Annotated in this window: 17 protein-coding genes; 9 read left to right on the plus strand and 8 right to left on the minus strand. The window is 66.7% G+C overall.

All coding sequences use genetic code 11. The features are described 5' to 3' along the window. Window positions 1-8 precede the first annotated feature (8 nt). The 3 genes from GA645_RS17135 to GA645_RS17145 all read left to right on the plus strand — a co-directional run bounded on the left by GA645_RS17135 (window position 9) and on the right by GA645_RS17145 (window position 3,853). Window positions 9-1,571: an FAD-binding oxidoreductase gene (locus GA645_RS17135; protein WP_152224194.1), complete on the plus strand. Its 1,563-nt coding sequence runs from the start codon at window positions 9-11 to the stop codon at window positions 1,569-1,571. 476 nt (window positions 1,572-2,047) lie between these two features. Beyond that, on the plus strand, window positions 2,048-2,989 hold the full coding sequence (locus GA645_RS17140) for a hypothetical protein (RefSeq protein WP_152224195.1): 942 nt from the start codon (window positions 2,048-2,050) through the stop codon (window positions 2,987-2,989). A gap of 201 nt (window positions 2,990-3,190) precedes the next feature. Then, entirely contained in the window at window positions 3,191-3,853 is a 663-nt protein-coding gene (locus GA645_RS17145) for a glutathione S-transferase family protein (protein WP_152224196.1), read from the plus strand. On the opposite strand, the gene GA645_RS17150 is transcribed toward GA645_RS17145, so the two are convergent. Then, window positions 3,811-5,034 (minus strand): EAL domain-containing protein, encoded by a 1,224-nt coding sequence (locus GA645_RS17150; protein ID WP_152224197.1) that lies wholly within the window; start codon window positions 5,032-5,034, stop codon window positions 3,811-3,813. The two genes, GA645_RS17145 and GA645_RS17150, sit on opposite strands and share 43 nt — an antisense overlap. Before the next feature lie 515 nt (window positions 5,035-5,549). On the opposite strand from GA645_RS17150, the gene GA645_RS17155 reads away from it, so the two are divergent. Further along, complete coding sequence (locus GA645_RS17155) at window positions 5,550-6,062, plus strand: thioredoxin family protein (protein WP_152224198.1); 513 nt, start codon at window positions 5,550-5,552, stop codon at window positions 6,060-6,062. Window positions 6,063-6,306: 244 nt separating this feature from the next. After that, the gene (locus GA645_RS17160; RefSeq protein ID WP_152224199.1) at window positions 6,307-6,975 is read left to right on the plus strand and encodes a TIGR04211 family SH3 domain-containing protein; all 669 of its coding nucleotides are present in this window, start codon (window positions 6,307-6,309) and stop codon (window positions 6,973-6,975) included. Window positions 6,976-7,023: 48 nt separating this feature from the next. Here GA645_RS17160 and GA645_RS17165 read toward each other — a convergent pair whose 3' ends face one another. Together GA645_RS17165 and GA645_RS17170 are read right to left on the minus strand one after the other, a co-directional pair. Beyond that, window positions 7,024-7,413, minus strand: coding sequence for a VOC family protein (locus GA645_RS17165; protein WP_152224200.1), 390 nt, complete (start codon window positions 7,411-7,413; stop codon window positions 7,024-7,026). A gap of 116 nt (window positions 7,414-7,529) precedes the next feature. Then, on the minus strand, window positions 7,530-8,030 hold the full coding sequence (locus tag GA645_RS17170; protein WP_152224201.1) for a VOC family protein: 501 nt from the start codon (window positions 8,028-8,030) through the stop codon (window positions 7,530-7,532). A gap of 290 nt (window positions 8,031-8,320) precedes the next feature. Here GA645_RS17170 and GA645_RS17175 point away from each other — a divergent pair, with 290 nt between their 5' ends. After that, window positions 8,321-8,962: an HD domain-containing protein gene (locus GA645_RS17175; RefSeq protein ID WP_152224202.1), complete on the plus strand. Its 642-nt coding sequence runs from the start codon at window positions 8,321-8,323 to the stop codon at window positions 8,960-8,962. On the opposite strand, the gene GA645_RS17180 is transcribed toward GA645_RS17175, so the two are convergent. Continuing rightward, entirely contained in the window at window positions 8,959-9,882 is a 924-nt protein-coding gene (locus tag GA645_RS17180) for a LysR substrate-binding domain-containing protein (RefSeq protein WP_152224203.1), read from the minus strand. The two genes, GA645_RS17175 and GA645_RS17180, sit on opposite strands and share 4 nt — an antisense overlap. Before the next feature lie 128 nt (window positions 9,883-10,010). Between GA645_RS17180 and GA645_RS17185 the strand changes: the two genes are divergently transcribed. The 3 genes from GA645_RS17185 (at window position 10,011) to GA645_RS17195 (ending at window position 12,379) form a co-directional block, all read left to right on the plus strand. Further along, entirely contained in the window at window positions 10,011-10,769 is a 759-nt protein-coding gene (locus GA645_RS17185; protein WP_152224204.1) for an SDR family NAD(P)-dependent oxidoreductase, read from the plus strand. 127 nt (window positions 10,770-10,896) lie between these two features. Continuing rightward, the gene (locus GA645_RS17190) at window positions 10,897-11,424 is read left to right on the plus strand and encodes a cysteine hydrolase family protein (RefSeq protein ID WP_152224205.1); all 528 of its coding nucleotides are present in this window, start codon (window positions 10,897-10,899) and stop codon (window positions 11,422-11,424) included. 28 nt (window positions 11,425-11,452) lie between these two features. Beyond that, window positions 11,453-12,379, plus strand: a complete 927-nt coding sequence (locus GA645_RS17195) for a LysR family transcriptional regulator (RefSeq protein WP_152224206.1) — start codon at window positions 11,453-11,455, stop codon at window positions 12,377-12,379. Window positions 12,380-12,525: 146 nt separating this feature from the next. Here the strand turns inward: GA645_RS17195 and GA645_RS17200 are convergent, their stop codons facing one another. The 4 genes from GA645_RS17200 to GA645_RS17215 form a co-directional block, all read right to left on the minus strand. Next, window positions 12,526-13,806: an OprD family porin gene (locus GA645_RS17200; RefSeq protein ID WP_256675950.1), complete on the minus strand. Its 1,281-nt coding sequence runs from the start codon at window positions 13,804-13,806 to the stop codon at window positions 12,526-12,528. A gap of 58 nt (window positions 13,807-13,864) precedes the next feature. Next, window positions 13,865-15,703, minus strand: a complete 1,839-nt coding sequence (locus GA645_RS17205) for an amidohydrolase (RefSeq protein WP_152224207.1) — start codon at window positions 15,701-15,703, stop codon at window positions 13,865-13,867. Between the two features lie 19 nt (window positions 15,704-15,722). Further along, window positions 15,723-16,277, minus strand: a complete 555-nt coding sequence (locus GA645_RS17210; protein WP_178119570.1) for an antibiotic biosynthesis monooxygenase — start codon at window positions 16,275-16,277, stop codon at window positions 15,723-15,725. Between the two features lie 64 nt (window positions 16,278-16,341). Beyond that, a complete protein-coding gene (locus tag GA645_RS17215; protein ID WP_152224208.1) occupies window positions 16,342-16,998 on the minus strand; it encodes a hydrolase in 657 nt (218 codons plus the stop codon). Window positions 16,999-17,037: the final 39 nt, after the last annotated feature.

The following is a 17,037-nucleotide window of genomic DNA, read 5'->3' on the forward strand; positions in this document are numbered from 1 at the left end:
CCCGTCCCATGACCGAAACCAAGCAGAACGCCGTGCTCCCGCGTGGCGTGAAGAACACCGAATTCGCCAAGGCCGTGACCAAGTTCCGCGCCTTGCTGGGCGAGGACAACGTGCTGCTCAAGGATGACCAGCTGGTGCCCTACATGAAGATCATGATGCCGGTGCCAGACGCCGAGCACGCGCCCTCGGCGGCACTCACCGCCACCACCGTGGAGCAGGTGCAGGGCGTGGTGAAGATCTGCAACGAGCACCACATCCCGATCTGGACCATCTCCACCGGGCGCAACTTCGGCTACGGCTCGGCGGCCCCCGGCCAGCGCGGCCAGGTGATCCTCGACCTGAAGAAGATGAACAAGATCCTCCACGTCGACCCGGAGCTGTGCACCGCGCTGGTGGAACCGGGCGTCACCTACCAGCAGCTGTACGACTACATCGAGGAGAACAACCTGCCACTGATGCTGTCGATGTCGGCGCCCTCGGCCATCGCAGGCCCGGTGGGCAATACCCTCGACCGTGGCGTGGGCTACACCCCCTATGGCGAGCACTTCCTCATGCAGTGCGGCATGGAAGTGGTGCTGGCCAACGGCGACGTGCTGCGCACCGGCATGGGCGGGGTCAAGGGCGAGAACAGCTGGCAGGTGTTCAAGTGGGGCTACGGCCCGAGCCTGGACGGCATCTTCACCCAGTCCAACTTTGGCGTCTGCACCAAGATGGGCTTCTGGCTGATGCCCAAGCCGCCGAAGTACAAACCCTTCGCCATCCGCTTCGAGAACGAGAGCGACATCGCCGAGATCGTCGAAGCGCTGCGGCCACTGCGCATCGCCCAGATCATCCCCAACGCCCTGGTGATCGCCAACGTGCTGTGGGAAGCCGGCAGCGCCAACGTGCGCCGCAGCGACTACACCCGTGAGCCGGGCGCGACCCCGGACACGGTGGTCAAGCAGATCATGAAGGACAAGGGCCTGGGCGCCTGGAACGTGTATGCCGCGCTGTACGGCACCGAGGAGCAGGTCGAGGTCAACTGGAAGATCGTCCAGCAGGCCATCGCCGCACTCGGCAAGGGCACCCTGATCACCGAGGAGCAGGCGGCCGGCACCCAGCCGTTCGACTACCGCGCCAAGCTGATGAAGGGCGTGCCCAACCTGCAGGAGTTCGGCCTGTACAACTGGCGCGGCGGCGGCGGCTCGATGTGGTTCGCCCCGGTCAGCCAGGCGCGCGGCAGCGAGACCGACAAGCAGATGCAGCTGGCCAAGAAGATTCTCAACAAGCACGGCCTGGACTACGTCGGCGAGTTCATCGTCGGCTGGCGCGACATGCACCACGTGATCGACGTGCTCTACGACCGCACTGACCCTGCGCAGACCCAGGCGGCCCACGCCTGCTTCAGCGAACTGCTGGATGAGTTCGAGAAGCTCGGCTACGCCGTGTACCGGGTCAACACCGCGTTCATGGATCGCGTGGCCGACAGTTACGGACCGGTGAAGCGCCGCGTGGACCATGCGATCAAACGTGCGCTGGACCCGAACAACATCTTCGCCCCCGGCAAGTCCGGCATCGACCTCGACGCCTGATCCCCCCGCGCGGCCCCGGCCGGGACCGCGCGCTCTTTCCCTGCGCCCTGTAGGAACCAACCGTTCCTCACCACCCTCGGCGCGACTTCCCATTTCCCGGCAAATCGCCGATAGCGACCTAAACTGCATCAGGGCGCCGATTGACCGCGCCCGTCCAACGCCGGATGGAATCGGCTCCCGCCCCCGAAGGCAGAAGTCCGATAGCGAGCTCTGCAAACCGGCGCCCGAACCAGCGCACAGCCCTGAGCATCGCCATGGCAGATCTGCACCCGCTCTCGTCGAAAGCGCCACCCGTGCAATTGCAGGCGCAGATCCGCACCTTGGCGCAGGCTTTGCCCCAGCCACTTTCCGGCCTGTCACGCGCTCAGCTGTTCACGGCTCGCCTGGGCCCTCTCGCCCGCGCCTTCGCGCGGCGGACCACAACACCCGGCACGATGCTGACGGCCGACTCGAAGGATCAGTTACAGGAGACCAGCATGAGCATTCGCAATTCCAGGGAGCCCGCGGAAGACGCCCGCCAACCTGATCCGCAGCGTCCCTTCGCCCATCCGGACGATCATCTGTCGCAGCTCTACGATCTGCCACCGGGCCAGTTACCGGATATCCTGGGCGGCGCTCCCGGCCCGGCATCCACCTACTCCGCAGGCGGTGCCGACTACGCCCTTAAACAGCAGCAGAGCGCACAGCACACCCTGGACCAGCTCGACCAGCTGGATGAGACCCTCCAGCGGGAGGCGAGCCGGCCCGCCGTGATGGCTGCCAGCGCGCCAACTGCCCTCCCCGACAGCGCGCTCAGCCAGGCCGATCAACTGCTGGCGGCGGCGGTCTCGCCGCAGGCCAGCGACACGGAGAACGTGCTGCACGACGTGCAGACCACCCTGGACTCCCTTGCCGGCATGGCCCAGGGCCTGTCGCAGCAGCGACTGGAATCCATCAAGGAACGCGAGACCCTGGACGTGCGCCAGGAACAGGCCGACGAGCGCGAACGCCTGCTCAAGGAGCGTGAAGACACCTTGCGCCAATGGGAGCAGCGACTGCAGCAGGAGAAAGCCGCCCTCGCCCGGCTCGGCGAGCAACAGGCCGCCACCCTGGCCGAACGCAGCGCCACGTTGCAGGCGCTGGCCGAGAGCGTCGACAGCCGTGACCGCGCCACGGCCAAGCGCACCGAAATGCTACAGGCCGAGCAGCAGCAGCTGGAACGCAAACTGGCGCAGATGCGTGTCCGTCACACCGAGCTGGACGGCCGCGAAACGATGCTGCAACAGAAGGACAACGAGCTGACCGAACGCTTCAAGCAACTGGTGGACGCAAAGGAACGCTTCAGCTCCATCGTCCGCAGCTTCAACGAAACGGTGCGCTTCAACACCGCACTCAGCGCCATTACCAGAACAGTGGGCGGAGGGGACGACAGCATCTGATCGACCCTGCGGCAACCGGGGCCCGGTAGCCCCGGTTGCCAGCGGTTCGGCGAATGGGGAAAGCCGGCAAGTCTGCGCCGGGAGGGTGCACATGCCATGGGAGGCGCCCGCGATCAGCTTCCGCCTTGCCGCGAACGCCACGGGCAACTAGGGTGAAACCACCCGCGAACGCCGCGCCGTGCAACAGCAGGTGAGCCCGTCATGTCCCTCGTACTCTTTGGCCATCCCTTTTCGTCGTACACCCAGAAAGTCCTGATCGCCCTGTACGAGAACGACACGCCCTTCGAGTTCCGCTGCCTCGGGCAGGACACGCCGGAGCACTCGAAGGAGTGGCTGCGGCTGTGGCCTATGGCCAAGTTCCCAGTGCTGCAGGACGGTGAAAGCAGCATCGCCGAATCGAGCATCATCATCGAGTATCTGCAGCTCACCCAGGGCGGCGCGCAGCGTTGGTTGCCCGCCGAGCCGATGGATGCCCTGCAGGTGCGGTTCCTCGACCGCTTCTTCGATCTGCATGTGATGAGCCCGGTGCAGCATGCCGTCTCCGGCGCCCTGACCGGCGACGCGAGCAAGCGCCAGGATGGCCTCTCGGTCGCAGCCCAACGGCTCGAACTCGCCTACCGCTGGCTGGAAGGCCACCTGGCCGCCAGCGAGCTGTGGGCGCATGGCGATGACTTCACCCTGGCCGACTGTGCGGCGGCGCCGGCGCTGTTCTACGCCGACTGGACCCACCGCATCAGCGACGCCTACCCGCTGTTGCGGGCGTACCGTGCGCGCCTGCTGGCGCGTCCCTCGTTCGCCCGCGCCGTCGACGAGGCCCGCCCCTACCGCCCGCTGTTCCCGCTCGGGGCGCCGAACAGGGATTGAGCCCCAGGACGTAACGAGCAGGATCGACCAACGCCATGAAGGAAGGTCGATGCTTGCGTGCGCCGGCCATCCGCTGCGTAGCAGGTGATCGAGCTGGCCGCCCATGGGCGGCCCAGTTCCAGCAGGTTGCCCAGCACGGCGCGGCGGCGTGGATCGGTATCCGCGCCGGCCACCAAACTGCCGTCCAGCTTGAGCTCGGTGAAGGGCAGTTCGAGCAGGCGTTGCAGCGTGGAGTGGCCGCTGCCGAAGTCATCGATGGCCAGGCCGCAGCCGAGCAGGCGCAGCCGCAGGAGGTTGTCCAGGCTGATCGCGGGAGCCTGCAGCAGCCCCGTCTCCGTCAGCTCGAAGGTGATATTGCGCAGCCGGGCATCCAATCGGCGCAGCTGGAACTCCGCCCGCGCGGCGAAGCCCGGCTGGGCGATCTGCCCAGGCTCCAGGTTGAAGGACAGGCCCAGATCGGCGCGCCGGTAACGGTGCAACTGGCCCAGCGCCTGCTCCATCAACTCGAAGAGCAGCGCATCGAGCAGGCCGGCGCGGCGCGGCGCCGGCAGGAAGCATTCAGGCAGTGCCACTTCGCCACCCGGACGGCGCCAGCACGCGAGCACCTCGAAGCCACAAACCTGCCCCTGGTCCAGCGAGACGATCGGCTGCAGGGCCGCGTGATACTCACCGCGACCCAGCGCGCCGATCACCTCCCGGTCACTGGGCATTTCGCGCAGGGATGGCAACACCGGGGCATTCGCCCGCAGTTTGACGAAGCGGCCCAGCAAACCCTGCAAACGTCCGAAAGTCACCGGCCCGTTGCCGATGCACTGGGCCGGCAGCCCGTGCAGGGTGAGCAGGCGCGACAGGGCCGGCCAGGTGCCCGTCGCCAACTCGCCCAGCACGACGACCTCATGGGCGAAATGCAGGCGCGCCACTGCCTGGAGAAACTCCAGGCGCACCGCGGGACTCATCGCCAGGTCGCACAGCAGCAGGTCCACTGCGCCACTGTCACGCAGCCGGGCCAGGGCCTGGTTCTCACTGGTCATCTCCAGCACTTCGCTGTAGCCGAGCCGCTGCAGCGAGGCGGTTGCGAGGGCCGGATGGACGCCCGGCGACTGCAGGATCAGCGCCGTGGCGATGCGCCGGCGGCGACGCTCGCCCGGCGAGAGATTCCGGGAGTTGGGACGGATCATCATCGGCAGCCGCTCCCCCACTATCCCTGCACTGCGCAGGATGCCTCGGGTTCCTGCGTACCCGTTGCGCAGCGGGCCCGCTCGATACCCGGCGTCTCACTCCTCTCCGGAGCCCCCCCGGTTTCGTCCTCCGGCGCCGGGGCGTGGATGAGCAAGCCCAGGGGACTCGTGACGGCGTACGGCGCAAGGCCACCTGCGTCGAATGGGATGAGCATCAGCGTGGCAATGCAGAGCGACAGAGTGGCAATGGTCAGCCCGCCGGGGCTGGCGGACAGATGTCGGGATATGGCAAGGGAAAGTGACATGGACACCCGCTATCAGTCGGTAATGAACGTGCCGTCATTCTCTGGATCGGATGCGGGCGCATCTTCCGTGGTGCGCTCATGATTTTGTCGGTAAGTCTCAGGTGGAAAACGGCTCTGACAGACCCCGTGCGGATGGTCGGCCAGGACTCACGGTTGCCCTCGCCGAGCAATTCTGCTGGGATGCCGGTTCCCCCGTTTGCATGAGAAACGCCCATGGCCTCCTACGAGGAACTCTTCTCCATCGGTGAAGGATTCGCCGCCTTCGTCGCCCACGGACTGCCGGACGAAATCGCCGGGGTGCACGCGGTACAGGCCAGGCTGGCCACCGCCGATGCGGTCAGCGCCGCCACCCGCCAGCGCATGCAGGCCGTATCGCGGCGCTATCACCTGCTGGTGGCCGGGGAAATGTGGTGCCCGGACTGCCAGATCAACGTCACCGTGATGGACTTCCTGCAGCGTACCCAGCCGCGCATTGACCTGGCGGTGATCACCAAGGGCCGCGCCGAGGACGACCTGCGCGAACGACTCGCGCTGGAACGCATCCCGATCCCGGTGGTGGCCGTGCTGGATGAGCGCTTCGAACTGGTCGGCCGCTTCATCGAGCGTCCGCAGGTGGTCGTCGCCGGCGGCGATGCGCTGAAACCGGACTACCGCGCCGGGCAGTACCTGGAAGACACCCTGACCGACCTGCTGGATATCATCGAAGCGGCGGAAGGCCGCGCCTGATCGCCCCCTGACCTCCCGGCCGTCCCGCTCGCGGACAGCCGCCCATCCCCCGCCTCGCCACGCAGTGAACTCCTGGCGCCCATCGGCTGTCTGTCAGCTGTCGGCCCACCTGGGCGGGTTACATGGCATTTCGCCATTTGACGCTGAATCGCGTCATTTCCCGCCTTGTTCACAACAATTCACCAGGCCGGCGATTCCACTCCCGCTCGCCGGGTTTGTTCCTATCGCCATGTGAAGAAGACCCATGTCCCTATCCCGTTCGCTCACGCCCCGTGTTTCCCCCCTCCAGACCCGAGCCCTGAGCGCCTGTCTGCTCGGTAGCCTGCTGACGGCCACGCTGCCGGCCCAGGCCGAGGAGGCGCCAGGCAACACCCGCTGGGTGAACGACAGCCTGACCACCTACGTGCGCAGCGGCCCGACCGATGGCTACCGCATCGTCGGCACCCTCGTCTCCGGGCAGAAGGTCGAGCTGGTGAGCACCCAGGGCGACTACAGCCAGGTGCGCAGCGAGAGCGGCAGCACGGTATGGATTCCCAGCCGCGACCTGCAGGACAAGCCCGGACAGGCAGAGCGCCTGCCGCAACTGGAGCAGAAGGTGGCCGAGCTGAGCAGCCAGCTCGACGGCATCAACGACAGCTGGAAGACCCGCGTGCAGGGCATGCAGGAAACCCTGGATGCGCGCAAGAAACTGATCGACGAACTGCAGACCGCGCGCACCTCGCTGGACAACGAACTGAGCCAGGCGCGCTCCGACCTGCGCTCGGTGCAGGCGCAACTGGGCGACGAGAACAAGCAGGAGCTGATGCGCTACATGGCCTACGGTGGCAGCATCGCCGGTGCCGGGCTGCTGGCCGGCCTGATCCTGCCGACCCTGCTGCGCGTACGTCGCAAGCGCAACGACCAGTGGGTCTGAATCGGATCTGACGCCACTCCCGCGCCGTCCGTGGGTGGTTGCCGGCTTTCACTCATCCAGGTGGCAGACGCAACACAGCTTGTTGCCGTCCAGGTCGCGCACATAGGCGCCGTAGTAAGTGGGCGAGTAGTTCAGACGCAGTCCCGGCCCGCCCTCGTCGGCGCCACCCAGCTCCAGCGCGCGCCGGTGGAAGGCATCCACCTGCGACCGGGTCCGCGCCTCGAATGCCACCAGACTGCCGTTGCCGACGCTGGCCGGGCGCCCGTCGATGGGCACGTAGACGCAGAAGGCGATGTCACTGTCCGGATGGGTGAACACGGCGCGCTCCGGATTGTGACGGTGCGCCAGCAGGCCGATCCCCAGGGGTTCGAGCAGTCGCCGGTAGAAGCCGATGGCCCGTGGCAGGTCCGCGGTCCCGACGGTGATGTGGCTGAACATCGCTGAGTCCTCGTGGCGGCAGGCAATCGGTACCGGCGAAGGCTGTCTGGCGCCCCACAGCCCCGCCCTGAACTATACCCGCGCGCCTGCCATCCTCGGCGGCGCCCGGACGGACGTCAGTTGCCGGCGTGGGCGCGCTCGATGGCGGCCATGTCGAGCTTCTTCATCCCCATCACCGCCTGCAGGGTGCGCGAGGCTCTCACCGGGTCCGGATCGGCCACCATGTCGCCGACATGCCGCGGGCAGACCTGCCAGGACACCCCGAAGCGGTCCTTCAGCCAGCCGCACATCTGCGCCTCCACCGGCCCGCCGGCGGAGAGCTTGTCCCAGAAGTCGTCGATCTCCTTCTGGCTGTCGCAGTACACCTGCAGCGAGATCGCCTCGTTGAAGGCGAAGGCCGGCCCGCCGTTCAGGGCGATGAAGGTCTGGCCGTCGAGCACGAACTCCACCGCCAGTACCGAGCCGGGCACGCCACCGTGGCGGTCCTTTTCCGCCTCGGGGTAATAGCTGGTCTGGACGATCCGCGAATTGGGGAAGATGCCGGTGTAGAACTCGGCGGCCTCCTTGGCCTTGCCGTCGAACCACAGGCAGGGGCTGATGCGTTGCAGGCTGGACATGATGAATCTCCTGATTCTCGCGCGGTCGGCATGACCGGCATGCAGCTTGGTCGCCTGGGCGACGACGGAATCGACAAGTCTAGGCGGACTTTCCCGGAGCGCCGGGCGACCGGTCCGGCGGTGTGGCGACCCTTTCGCTGCGCGGCGGGCAGGTCCTGGCAGCAAACGGGCGACAGCTGTCCGGATTCGCTCCCTCGCCCTCGTTGTCGCGGCCCTGCCACGGATTTTCAATGACGGGAACCGCGACGCACCCCGCGCCGCCTCCTGAGAACCCAGCCCTGGAGCCCGCCATGAGCCTCGACCTGAACGGCGTGAAAGTCCCCGACAGCGCCCTCGCCCGCGCCATCACCGAGATGGTCCGCGACAACGCCACGCCCCTGCTCTTCCACCACTCTTCGCGCGTCTACTACTGGGGCGCACTGACCGGTGCGCGTCGGGGCCTGCGGTACGACGCCGAACTGCTCTACGCCGGCGCCATGTTCCATGACATGGGCCTGATGCCGCGCTACTGCAGCCAGTGCGAACGCTTCGAAGTGGACGGCGCCGATTGCGCCGCCGACTTCCTGCGCAGCCACGGCATCGGACAAGGCGATATCGACACCGTGTGGACCGCCATCGCCCTGCACACCACGCCGGGCATCCCGCAGCACATGAAACCGGAGATCGCCCTGGTCACCGCCGGCGTGGAAATGGACGTGCTGGGCATCGCCCACGACCAGTTCCCCGATGCACAGCGCGAGGCCGTGCTCGCCGCCCACCCGCGCGGCGGGCAGTTCAAGCAGGACATCCTGCAGGCCTTCTACGACGGCATCAAAGGCAAGCCGGAAACCACCTTCGGCAACGTCAAGGCCGACGTACTGGCGATGAAGGACCCCAGCTTCAAGCGCGGCAACTTCTGCGAAGTGATCCTCGGCTCCGCCTGGGACAGCTAACCCCGGGCCGGCACGGGCGAGCCCAGCACACCGGGCTCGCTCAGCAGTTGCGTCAGCCAGAGCATGAACACCCGCACCCGCTGCGGAAGGAGACGGTGGGCATAGAGCAGCGAGACGTCCATCGGTGGCAGCGCCACATCGTCCAGCACCCGCACCAGACGCCCCGCCTCCAACTCGTCGCGCACCCCGTGCAGCGGCGCCTGGATCAGCCCCAACCCGCCCAGGCAAGCGCTCTCATAGGCCTCGGCATTGTTCACCGACAGCGCACCGGCCATCGGCAGGCTGCGCGTCTCGCCGTGCTCCAGGTACTCGAAGCCCACCGGTCGCGAGCCCAGCACACTGACGTAATGGATCAGCCGGTGCCCAGCCAGGTCCGCCAGGCTCTTCGGTACGCCGTGGGCCGCCAGGTACGCGGGACTGGCGCAGGTGACCTGGGGCGAGCGGCCCAACAGGCGCGCCACCAGCGCCGGATCGTTCACCGCGCCGGCCCGTACCACGCAATCGAAGCCCTCGCGTACCAGATCGACGCGGCGGTCGGTGCAGCTCACCTCCAGCTCCAGCGCCGGATGCCGCGCCATGAACTCGCCCAGGCGCGGCATCACCAGCTTGCGCGCCATCACCGTCGGCATGTCCACCCGCAGCCGCCCACTCAATGCCTCGTCCTGCTGTCGGAACAGCCCCTGCAAGTCGTCCAGCTGGGCCAGCATGTCCTTGCTGCGTTCGTAGAGCACCAGGCCGTCCTGGGTTGCCGTGACCTTGCGCGTGGTGCGCTGCAGCAGGCGCGTGCCGAGCTGGGTTTCGAGGGTCTGGATGTGCTCGGACACCGTGGAGCGCGGCAGGCCCAGCTGCTCGCCGGCCTGGGTGAAGCTGGCCAGCTCGGTGACGCGGACGAAGGTGCGCAGCAGCTCGGGTCGGATCATGGCGGCTTATCGCTACTATTCGGGCTATTGTTCGGAACACCCGACCAGTATTTCCGAAACCAGCAGATTTATCACCACGGTAACGAACAATAAGCTCTCTCCATCCCCACCCGAACCGGAGCTTCGCCATGACCCGCAAGATCGCCCTCATCACCGGTGCCAGCCGTGGCCTTGGCCGCAACGCCGCCCTGCACCTCGCCGACGCCGGCATCGACATCATCGGCACCTACCGCAGCCAGGCCGACGAAGCCCGTGCCGTGGCCGCCGAAATCGAGAAGCACGGCGGCCGCGCCCTGATGCTGCCGCTGGACGTGGCCGACAGCGCCAGCTTCGATGCCTTCGCCGATCTGGTCCGCGACGGCCTGCGCAGCACCTTCAACCGCGACCGCTTCGACTTCCTGCTGAACAACGCCGGCATCGGCATCCACGCCAGCTTCGCCGAAACCACCGAAGCGCAGTTCGATCAACTGCTGAACATCCAGTTCAAGGGTCCGTTCTTCCTCACCCAGAAACTGTTGCCGCTGATCGCCGACAGCGGACGCATCCTCAACGTCTCCAGCGGCCTGACCCGCTTCGCCCTGCCCGGCTATGGCGCCTACGCAGCCATGAAAGGCGCCATGGAAGTGCTGACCCGATACCAGGCCAAGGAGCTGGGCGCTCGCGGCATCGGCGTCAACATCATCGCCCCCGGCGCCATCGAGACCGACTTCGGCGGCGGCCTGGTGCGCGACAACGCCGAGATCAACCAGCAGATCGCCAGCAACACCGCCCTGGGCCGCGTCGGCCTGCCGGACGACATCGGCGGCGCCATCGCCGCGCTGTTCGCCGACGGCAGCCGCTGGATCAACGGCCAGCGCGTGGAAGCCTCGGGCGGCATGTTCCTCTGAACCGCCCTCCGCTCCCGCCTCGTGCGGGAGCGCAGCTACCCGCGCCGCGTTCGCCAGCATTGGCCCAGCCGACGCGGGCAGCTACCATCCTGCGGTCGCCCTTTCCAGAGCCCCCAGGATTCCCACCATGAGCACCGCCCTGCTGATCATCGACGTCCAGTTCGACCTCTGCTCCGGCAGCAACCCCAACTTCGACATCGACAACGTGCTGCAGCGCATCAACGGCATGAGCCGCGCCGCCCGCGACGCCGGCGTGCCGGTGGTGCTGATCCAGCACGAAGACAGCGACATGCCCTACCAGAGCGAAGCCTGGCAACTGGAGCCGCGCCTGCTGACCGGCGAAGGCGACCTCAGGGTGCGCAAGACCACCCCGGACTCCTTCCTGCGCACCGAGCTCGCCGACCTGCTGCAGGTGCGCGGCATCGAACACCTGGTGATCTGCGGCCTGCAGAGCGACTACTGCGTCGACACCACCACCCGCCGCGCCCTCGCCCAGGGCTACGCGGTGACCCTGGTACGCGACGCCCACTCCACGGTGGACAATGCCGTGCTCAGCGCCGCGCAGATCAGCGCCCACCACAACGCGGTGCTGGGCAGCATCAGCAGCTTCGGCCAGCGCGCCAAGGTCATCCCCGCCGCCGACGTCCGTTTCTGATCGCCGACCGGACCGTGAGGAGAGCGCCATGAACTTCGACTGGAACGATATCCCGATCCTTCTCGCCCTGGCCCGGCATGGCAGCATGAGCGCCGCCGGACGGGCGCTCGGCGTCGACCCCTCGACCATGAGCCGGCGCCTGGTGGCGGCCGAGGCGGCATTGCAGACCCGCCTGTTCATCCGCGACAACACCGGCTACAAGCCCACTGAGGCCGGCGAGGCATTTCTCGCCCACGGCGAGCGCATCCTTGGCGACGTGCAGAGCATGCTGCTGGAAACCCGCAACGAGGCCAGTGCCATCACCGGCTCGGTGCGCCTGACAGCGATCGACTTCCTCTTCAGCCACTGGCTGGTGCAGCACATGCCGCAGCTGTCGCGCACCTATCCGAACCTGCAGCTGCAACTGATCCCGGCCAACCGCGCGCTGTCCTTCACCCGCCGCGAGGCCGACTTCGCCCTGCGCATGGCACGCCCGCAGGAAGACGCCGCGCTGGTGATGCGCAAGGTCGCCGACATCGGCTTCGCGGTATACGCCGCAACCGCCTTCGCCGAGCTGCCGCCGCAGGACTGGCCGCAGCAACCCTGGCTGGCCTATGGCGAGGAGCTGGACGACACCCCTGAAATGCAGTGGTTGCGCCACTTCGCGCCCAACGCCAGCTACGCATTGCGCGCCAGCAGCGTGACCACCCTCACCCACGCCTGCGAAACCGGCCTGGGCATGGCCCTGCTGCCGTGCATCCTTGGCGAGCGCAACGGCCTGGTGCGCCTGACCGGTCCGGTGGTGGCGCGGGAAATCTGGCTGCTCAGCCACCGCGACGCCGGGCGTATTGGCCGCTTCCAGGCGGTGAGCGACTGGCTGCGCGATATCTTCGACCAGGACGCGGCGCAGTTCAGCGGCGAGAACCTGGCCTGCCGCGACATCGGCTGCGCGCCGTTCGAGCCGACCCACCGCTAGGGCTTGGTTCTGTACGAGAAGTCGTCGAGCGAAGGTGAGGCTAGGCAAAAATCGGCGAGGAAGCGGAGTTTACGTGCTGTATATGAGCATTCCGAGCCGGCTTTTAACGACGCATCACCGATGCGCAGACACTTCTCGTGCGGAACCTAGAAGACACCCTTGAGCGGGTACTCAACGATCATGTAGAGCCGGTCAATGTCGGCGCCGGGTTGATCATCATTGCCGCGATGGCTGACCTGGGAGAAGTGCAGGGAAAGGTCCTTGGCCGGACCGTTCTGGACCACGTAGCGCAGGTCGCTGTCGCGCTCCCAGTGACGTCCGTCGGAGCCGTACTGCCCGGCATAGGCGCCATCGGCCGGCGCATGGTTGCCGTCGATGCCGCTACCGCGTACATAGCGGGTCATGAAACTCAGGCCGGGCAAGCCGAACACGCCCAGGTCGAGGTCGTAGCGCGCCTGCCAGGAGTGTTCGCCGGGGCCGTTGAAGTCGGCGTACTTGATCGAGTTGGCGAGGTAGATGGAATCGCCACCGACGAAGTCGAACGGTGTGTCGCCCTCGATTTTCTGGTAGCCCAGCATCACGCTCTGCGCACCGAAGCGGTAGCGTGCCGCCAGGCTCCAGGCCGTGGTGTCGATGGCGCCGGCGCGGGCCTGGCCCTCGTCTCGGGTGCGGTAGAAATTGCCGTCCAGCCAGAAGCCACCCTCGAGGTAGTGCAGGTTCAGGTAGTACTGGCGCCAGGTGTCGTCGAGCTGGCCGGCGAACAGCGAACCGCCGTAGTGGTCGGAGGGGCTGAAATCCGCGCCGGCGAAACTCACCGCGCTGTTGCGGGTGGTGGCGCCGTAGCCGTCGAAATCGCCCTTGCTGGTGCTCTGGTCCTGGTTCTTGAAGGCGGTGAAGCGCCCGGCCTGGAAGCGCACGCCGTCCAGCTCGCGGGAATCGATCAGGGTGCCGGTGGCGTACTCGGGTTGCAGGCGCTTGTCGCCGGTATCGAACACCGGCGTTTCCACGGTCATTTCGCCGTACTTCAGGGTGGTCTGCGACAGGTCGAGCTTCAGCGCGCCGCCGGCGGAGGAATAGTCGTCCTCCGCCCGCCCTTCGGAATCCAGCGGCAACAGGCCGGTGCCGGCCCGGCCGCGGCCACTGTCAAGTTTGACGCCGAGGAAGGCATGGGCATCGACGCCGAAGCCGAGCGTCCCTTGGGTGAAGCCGGACTGAATATCGGCGATGAAGCCCTGCGCCCACTCCTGGCGATAGCTCTGCCCGCTGGGCGAAGGCTCGGTGCGGTAGTCCGTCTGCAGGAAGTAGTTGCGGCTGAGCAGCGACCAGTTGGCGTTTTCCAACAGGCCGTCGTGCGGGGCGGCCGAGGCAGCCGCGCCAGTCAGCACCAGGAACGGCAGGGAAACCGAGCGAAGCATGTAGCGGGCCATGACAGGGTCTCCAGCCTGGCAGAAAGAAAGCGCGGGCCATGAGGCCCGCGCAGCATCGTCAGAAGGCGAAGCAGGAACAGCCGAAGGCGCCCCAGAAGCCCTGGAAGTCACTCACCGGCACGCTCGACTGGCGCGCCCGCTCGTGGCTGTGGCCATGCACGCCGCAGGAGCCGGCGCACTGGTGCACGGCCTGTTGCAGCGGGCCCTGCGGGCGCCAGTGCCCCGGCACCTTGGCCACCGGCGACCAGTCCGGTAGCACCGGCAGTGCGGTCGGCGCCTGACGCTCGAAGTCGCCACTGCCGAATACCACCCGGCCGTCGACCACGGTGAGCACCGACTCGATGCCCTTGATCTCCTCCTCCGGTACGTTGAAGAAGTCCGCCGAGAGCACCGCGACGTCGGCCATCTGGCCCACCTTGATCATGCCCTTGCGGCCCTGCTCGTTGGAGAACCAGGCGCTGCCGTGGGTGTACAGCTCCAGCGCGGTGGCGCGGGACAGCCCTTCGGGGTACAGCTCCATGCCGCCCACGGTCTTGCCGCTGACCATCCAGTACAGCGAGGTCCAGGGGTTGTAGCTGGACACGCGGGTGGCATCGGTGCCGGCGCCCACCGGCACGCCCTCGGACAGCATGCGCTTGATCGGCGGGGTCATCTCGGCGGCCAGCTTGCCGTAGCGGTCGACGAAGTACTCGCCCTGGAAGGCCATGCGGTCCTGGATGGCGATACCGCCGCCCAGCGCCCTCACCCGCTCGATGTTCTTCGGCGTGATGGTTTCGCAGTGGTCGAAGAACCAGTGCAGGCCATTGAACGGAATGTCCCGGTTGACCTTCTCGAACACGTCGAGCATGCGCGAGATGGATTCGTCATAGGTGGCGTGCAGGCGGAACGGCCAGCGCTGCTCCACCAGGTGGCGAACCACCGGCTCCAGCTCGGCTTCCATGGTGCCGGGCAGGTCCGGGCGCGGTTCGAGGAAGTCCTCGAAGTCGGCGGCGGAGAACACCAGCATCTCGCCAGCGCCGTTATGCCGGAAGAAGTCGCTGCCCTGGCCGTACTTGACGCTGCCGGTCCAGTTCTTGAAGTCGGCCAGCTCTTCCTTGGGCTTCTGGGTGAACAGGTTGTAGGCGATGCGCACGGTGAGCTGGTCGTCTTTTTCCAGCTGCTGGATCACCTGGTAGTCGTCCGGGTAGTTCTGGAAGCCGCCGCCAGCGTCGATAGCGCTGGTGACGCCCAGACGGTTCAACTCGCGCATGAACTGGCGGGTGGAGTTGACCTGGTATTCGAACGGCAGCTTCGGCCCCTTGGCCAAAGTCGCGTAGAGGATCATCGCGTTGGGCCGGGCGATCAGCATGCCGGTGGGGTCGCCGTTGCTGTCGCGGACGATCTCGCCACCGGGCGGGTTCGGGGTGTCCTTGGTGTAGCCGACGACGCGCAGCGCAGCACGGTTGAGCAGCGCGCGGTCATACAGGTGGAGGACGAACACCGGGGTGTCCGGCGCCGCCTGGTTCAGCTCCTCGATGGTCGGCATGCGTTTTTCGGCGAACTGGAATTCGTTCCAGCCGCCCACCACCCGCACCCACTGCGGCGAGGGCGTACGCAGGGCCTGGTCCTTGAGCATGCGCAGTGCGTCGGCCAGGGACGGCACGCCTTCCCAGCGCAGTTCCAGGTTGTAGTTCAGACCACCGCGAATCAGGTGCAGGTGCGAATCGTTGAGACCGGGAATCACCGTGCGCCCTTTCAGGTCGATGACGCGGGTGGCGCCACCACGCAGGGTCATGGCTTCGGCGTCGGTGCCCACGGCGATGAACTTGCCGTCGGCGATGGCCACCGCAGTGGCGTTGGGCTTCTCGCGATCGACCGTGTGGAAGCGGCCGTTGGTCAGGATCAGGTCGGCATTCATGGAAATGGTCCTCTTTCGATCAGCGGGCATTAAGCCAGGCGGAGAACAGGCGCGTGACCCGTGGCATGAAAACGTAGACCACCAGCAGCACGATGGTGATGGTGATCAGCATGTTGGCCGGCACGAAACCACCCAGCGGCGGCACCCGGCTGAACAGGGGTTGCCAGAGCTGCGGCACCAGCATCACCAGCGGCAGGATCACCAGGTACGACACCGCCGCCTGCTTCCAGCGCGGGGGTTGCCGCTGGTCGCTTTGCCCGGGGGTGAACCAGAACTCGTGGTCACTGTGCAGTTCCTGCTGGTCGCCGTCCGTCAGCAACGGCGTGGCGCGTTCGATCAGCTCCCGGCGCTTCGCGGAGTCCAGCCAGACCTGCAGCTCGTTGGCGCTTGCGAAACGCAGTACGGAGGTGAAGTCGTCGCCCTGGTGCATCACGTCCACGCCCAGGTGTCCGGGAAACTCGCTGGCGGCGTGGGTCAGTTCGCGCAGGATGGCTTCGTACTCCGCCGCACGGCCGGGCCTGGCGCGGTGGCGGATGATCAGCGTCACGGACTCTTGATTGACTGGGCTGTTCATGGGACTCCCTCCTGGGTGGTCTCCCCCGCCGGAGCGAGGGAGGGGTTCGTTGCCAAGGGCTCGATCAGTGGCCTTCGCTGGCGTTGAACATGGTCTTGGCGTAGATCAGGCCCAGGCCATAGGCGCCGCCGTGCTCGATGGAGGTCTTCACGGTCTGGTCGTAGGTTTCGCCACGGGCCCAGTCGCGTTGCAGTTCGAGCAGGTATTGCAGGGAAGTCATCGGGCGCGCGCCCAGCTGGATCATGCGCTGCAGGGCCATTTCATGCGCTTCGGTGGACACGTCGCCACAGGCATCGGCGATCACGTACACCTCGAAGCCCTGGTCGATGGCCGACAGCGCCGGGCCAACGATGCACACCGAGGTCCAGAGGCCGGCGAGGACGATCTTCTGCTTGCCGAACTTGTTGACCTCCACGGCGATTCGCGGGTCTTCCCAGGTATTCATACTGGTACGGTCGATGATGTTGTGCTCGGGGAATACCGACTTGATTTCGCTGAAGATCGGGCCGGAGAAGCTCTTCTCGGCAACGGTGGTGAGGATGGTGGAGACGTTGAATTCCTTGGCGGCCTTGGCCACCAGGGCGGCGTTGTTGCGCAGGGTCACCGCGTCGATGGATTTGGTGGCGAAGGACATTTGCGACTGGTGGTCGATCATGATCAGGGTGTGATCGGCCGGGTTCAGCAGGGTTTTGCCCGGAGCAGCTTTGGCGATAGCGGTCATGACATGTTTCCTTCTGCGTTGCGTGAGTGGGGTGGGTCT

Origin of the sequence: Pseudomonas sp. SCB32 (genome assembly GCF_009189165.1) — a bacterium.
Classification (GTDB): Bacteria; Pseudomonadota; Gammaproteobacteria; order Pseudomonadales; family Pseudomonadaceae; genus Pseudomonas.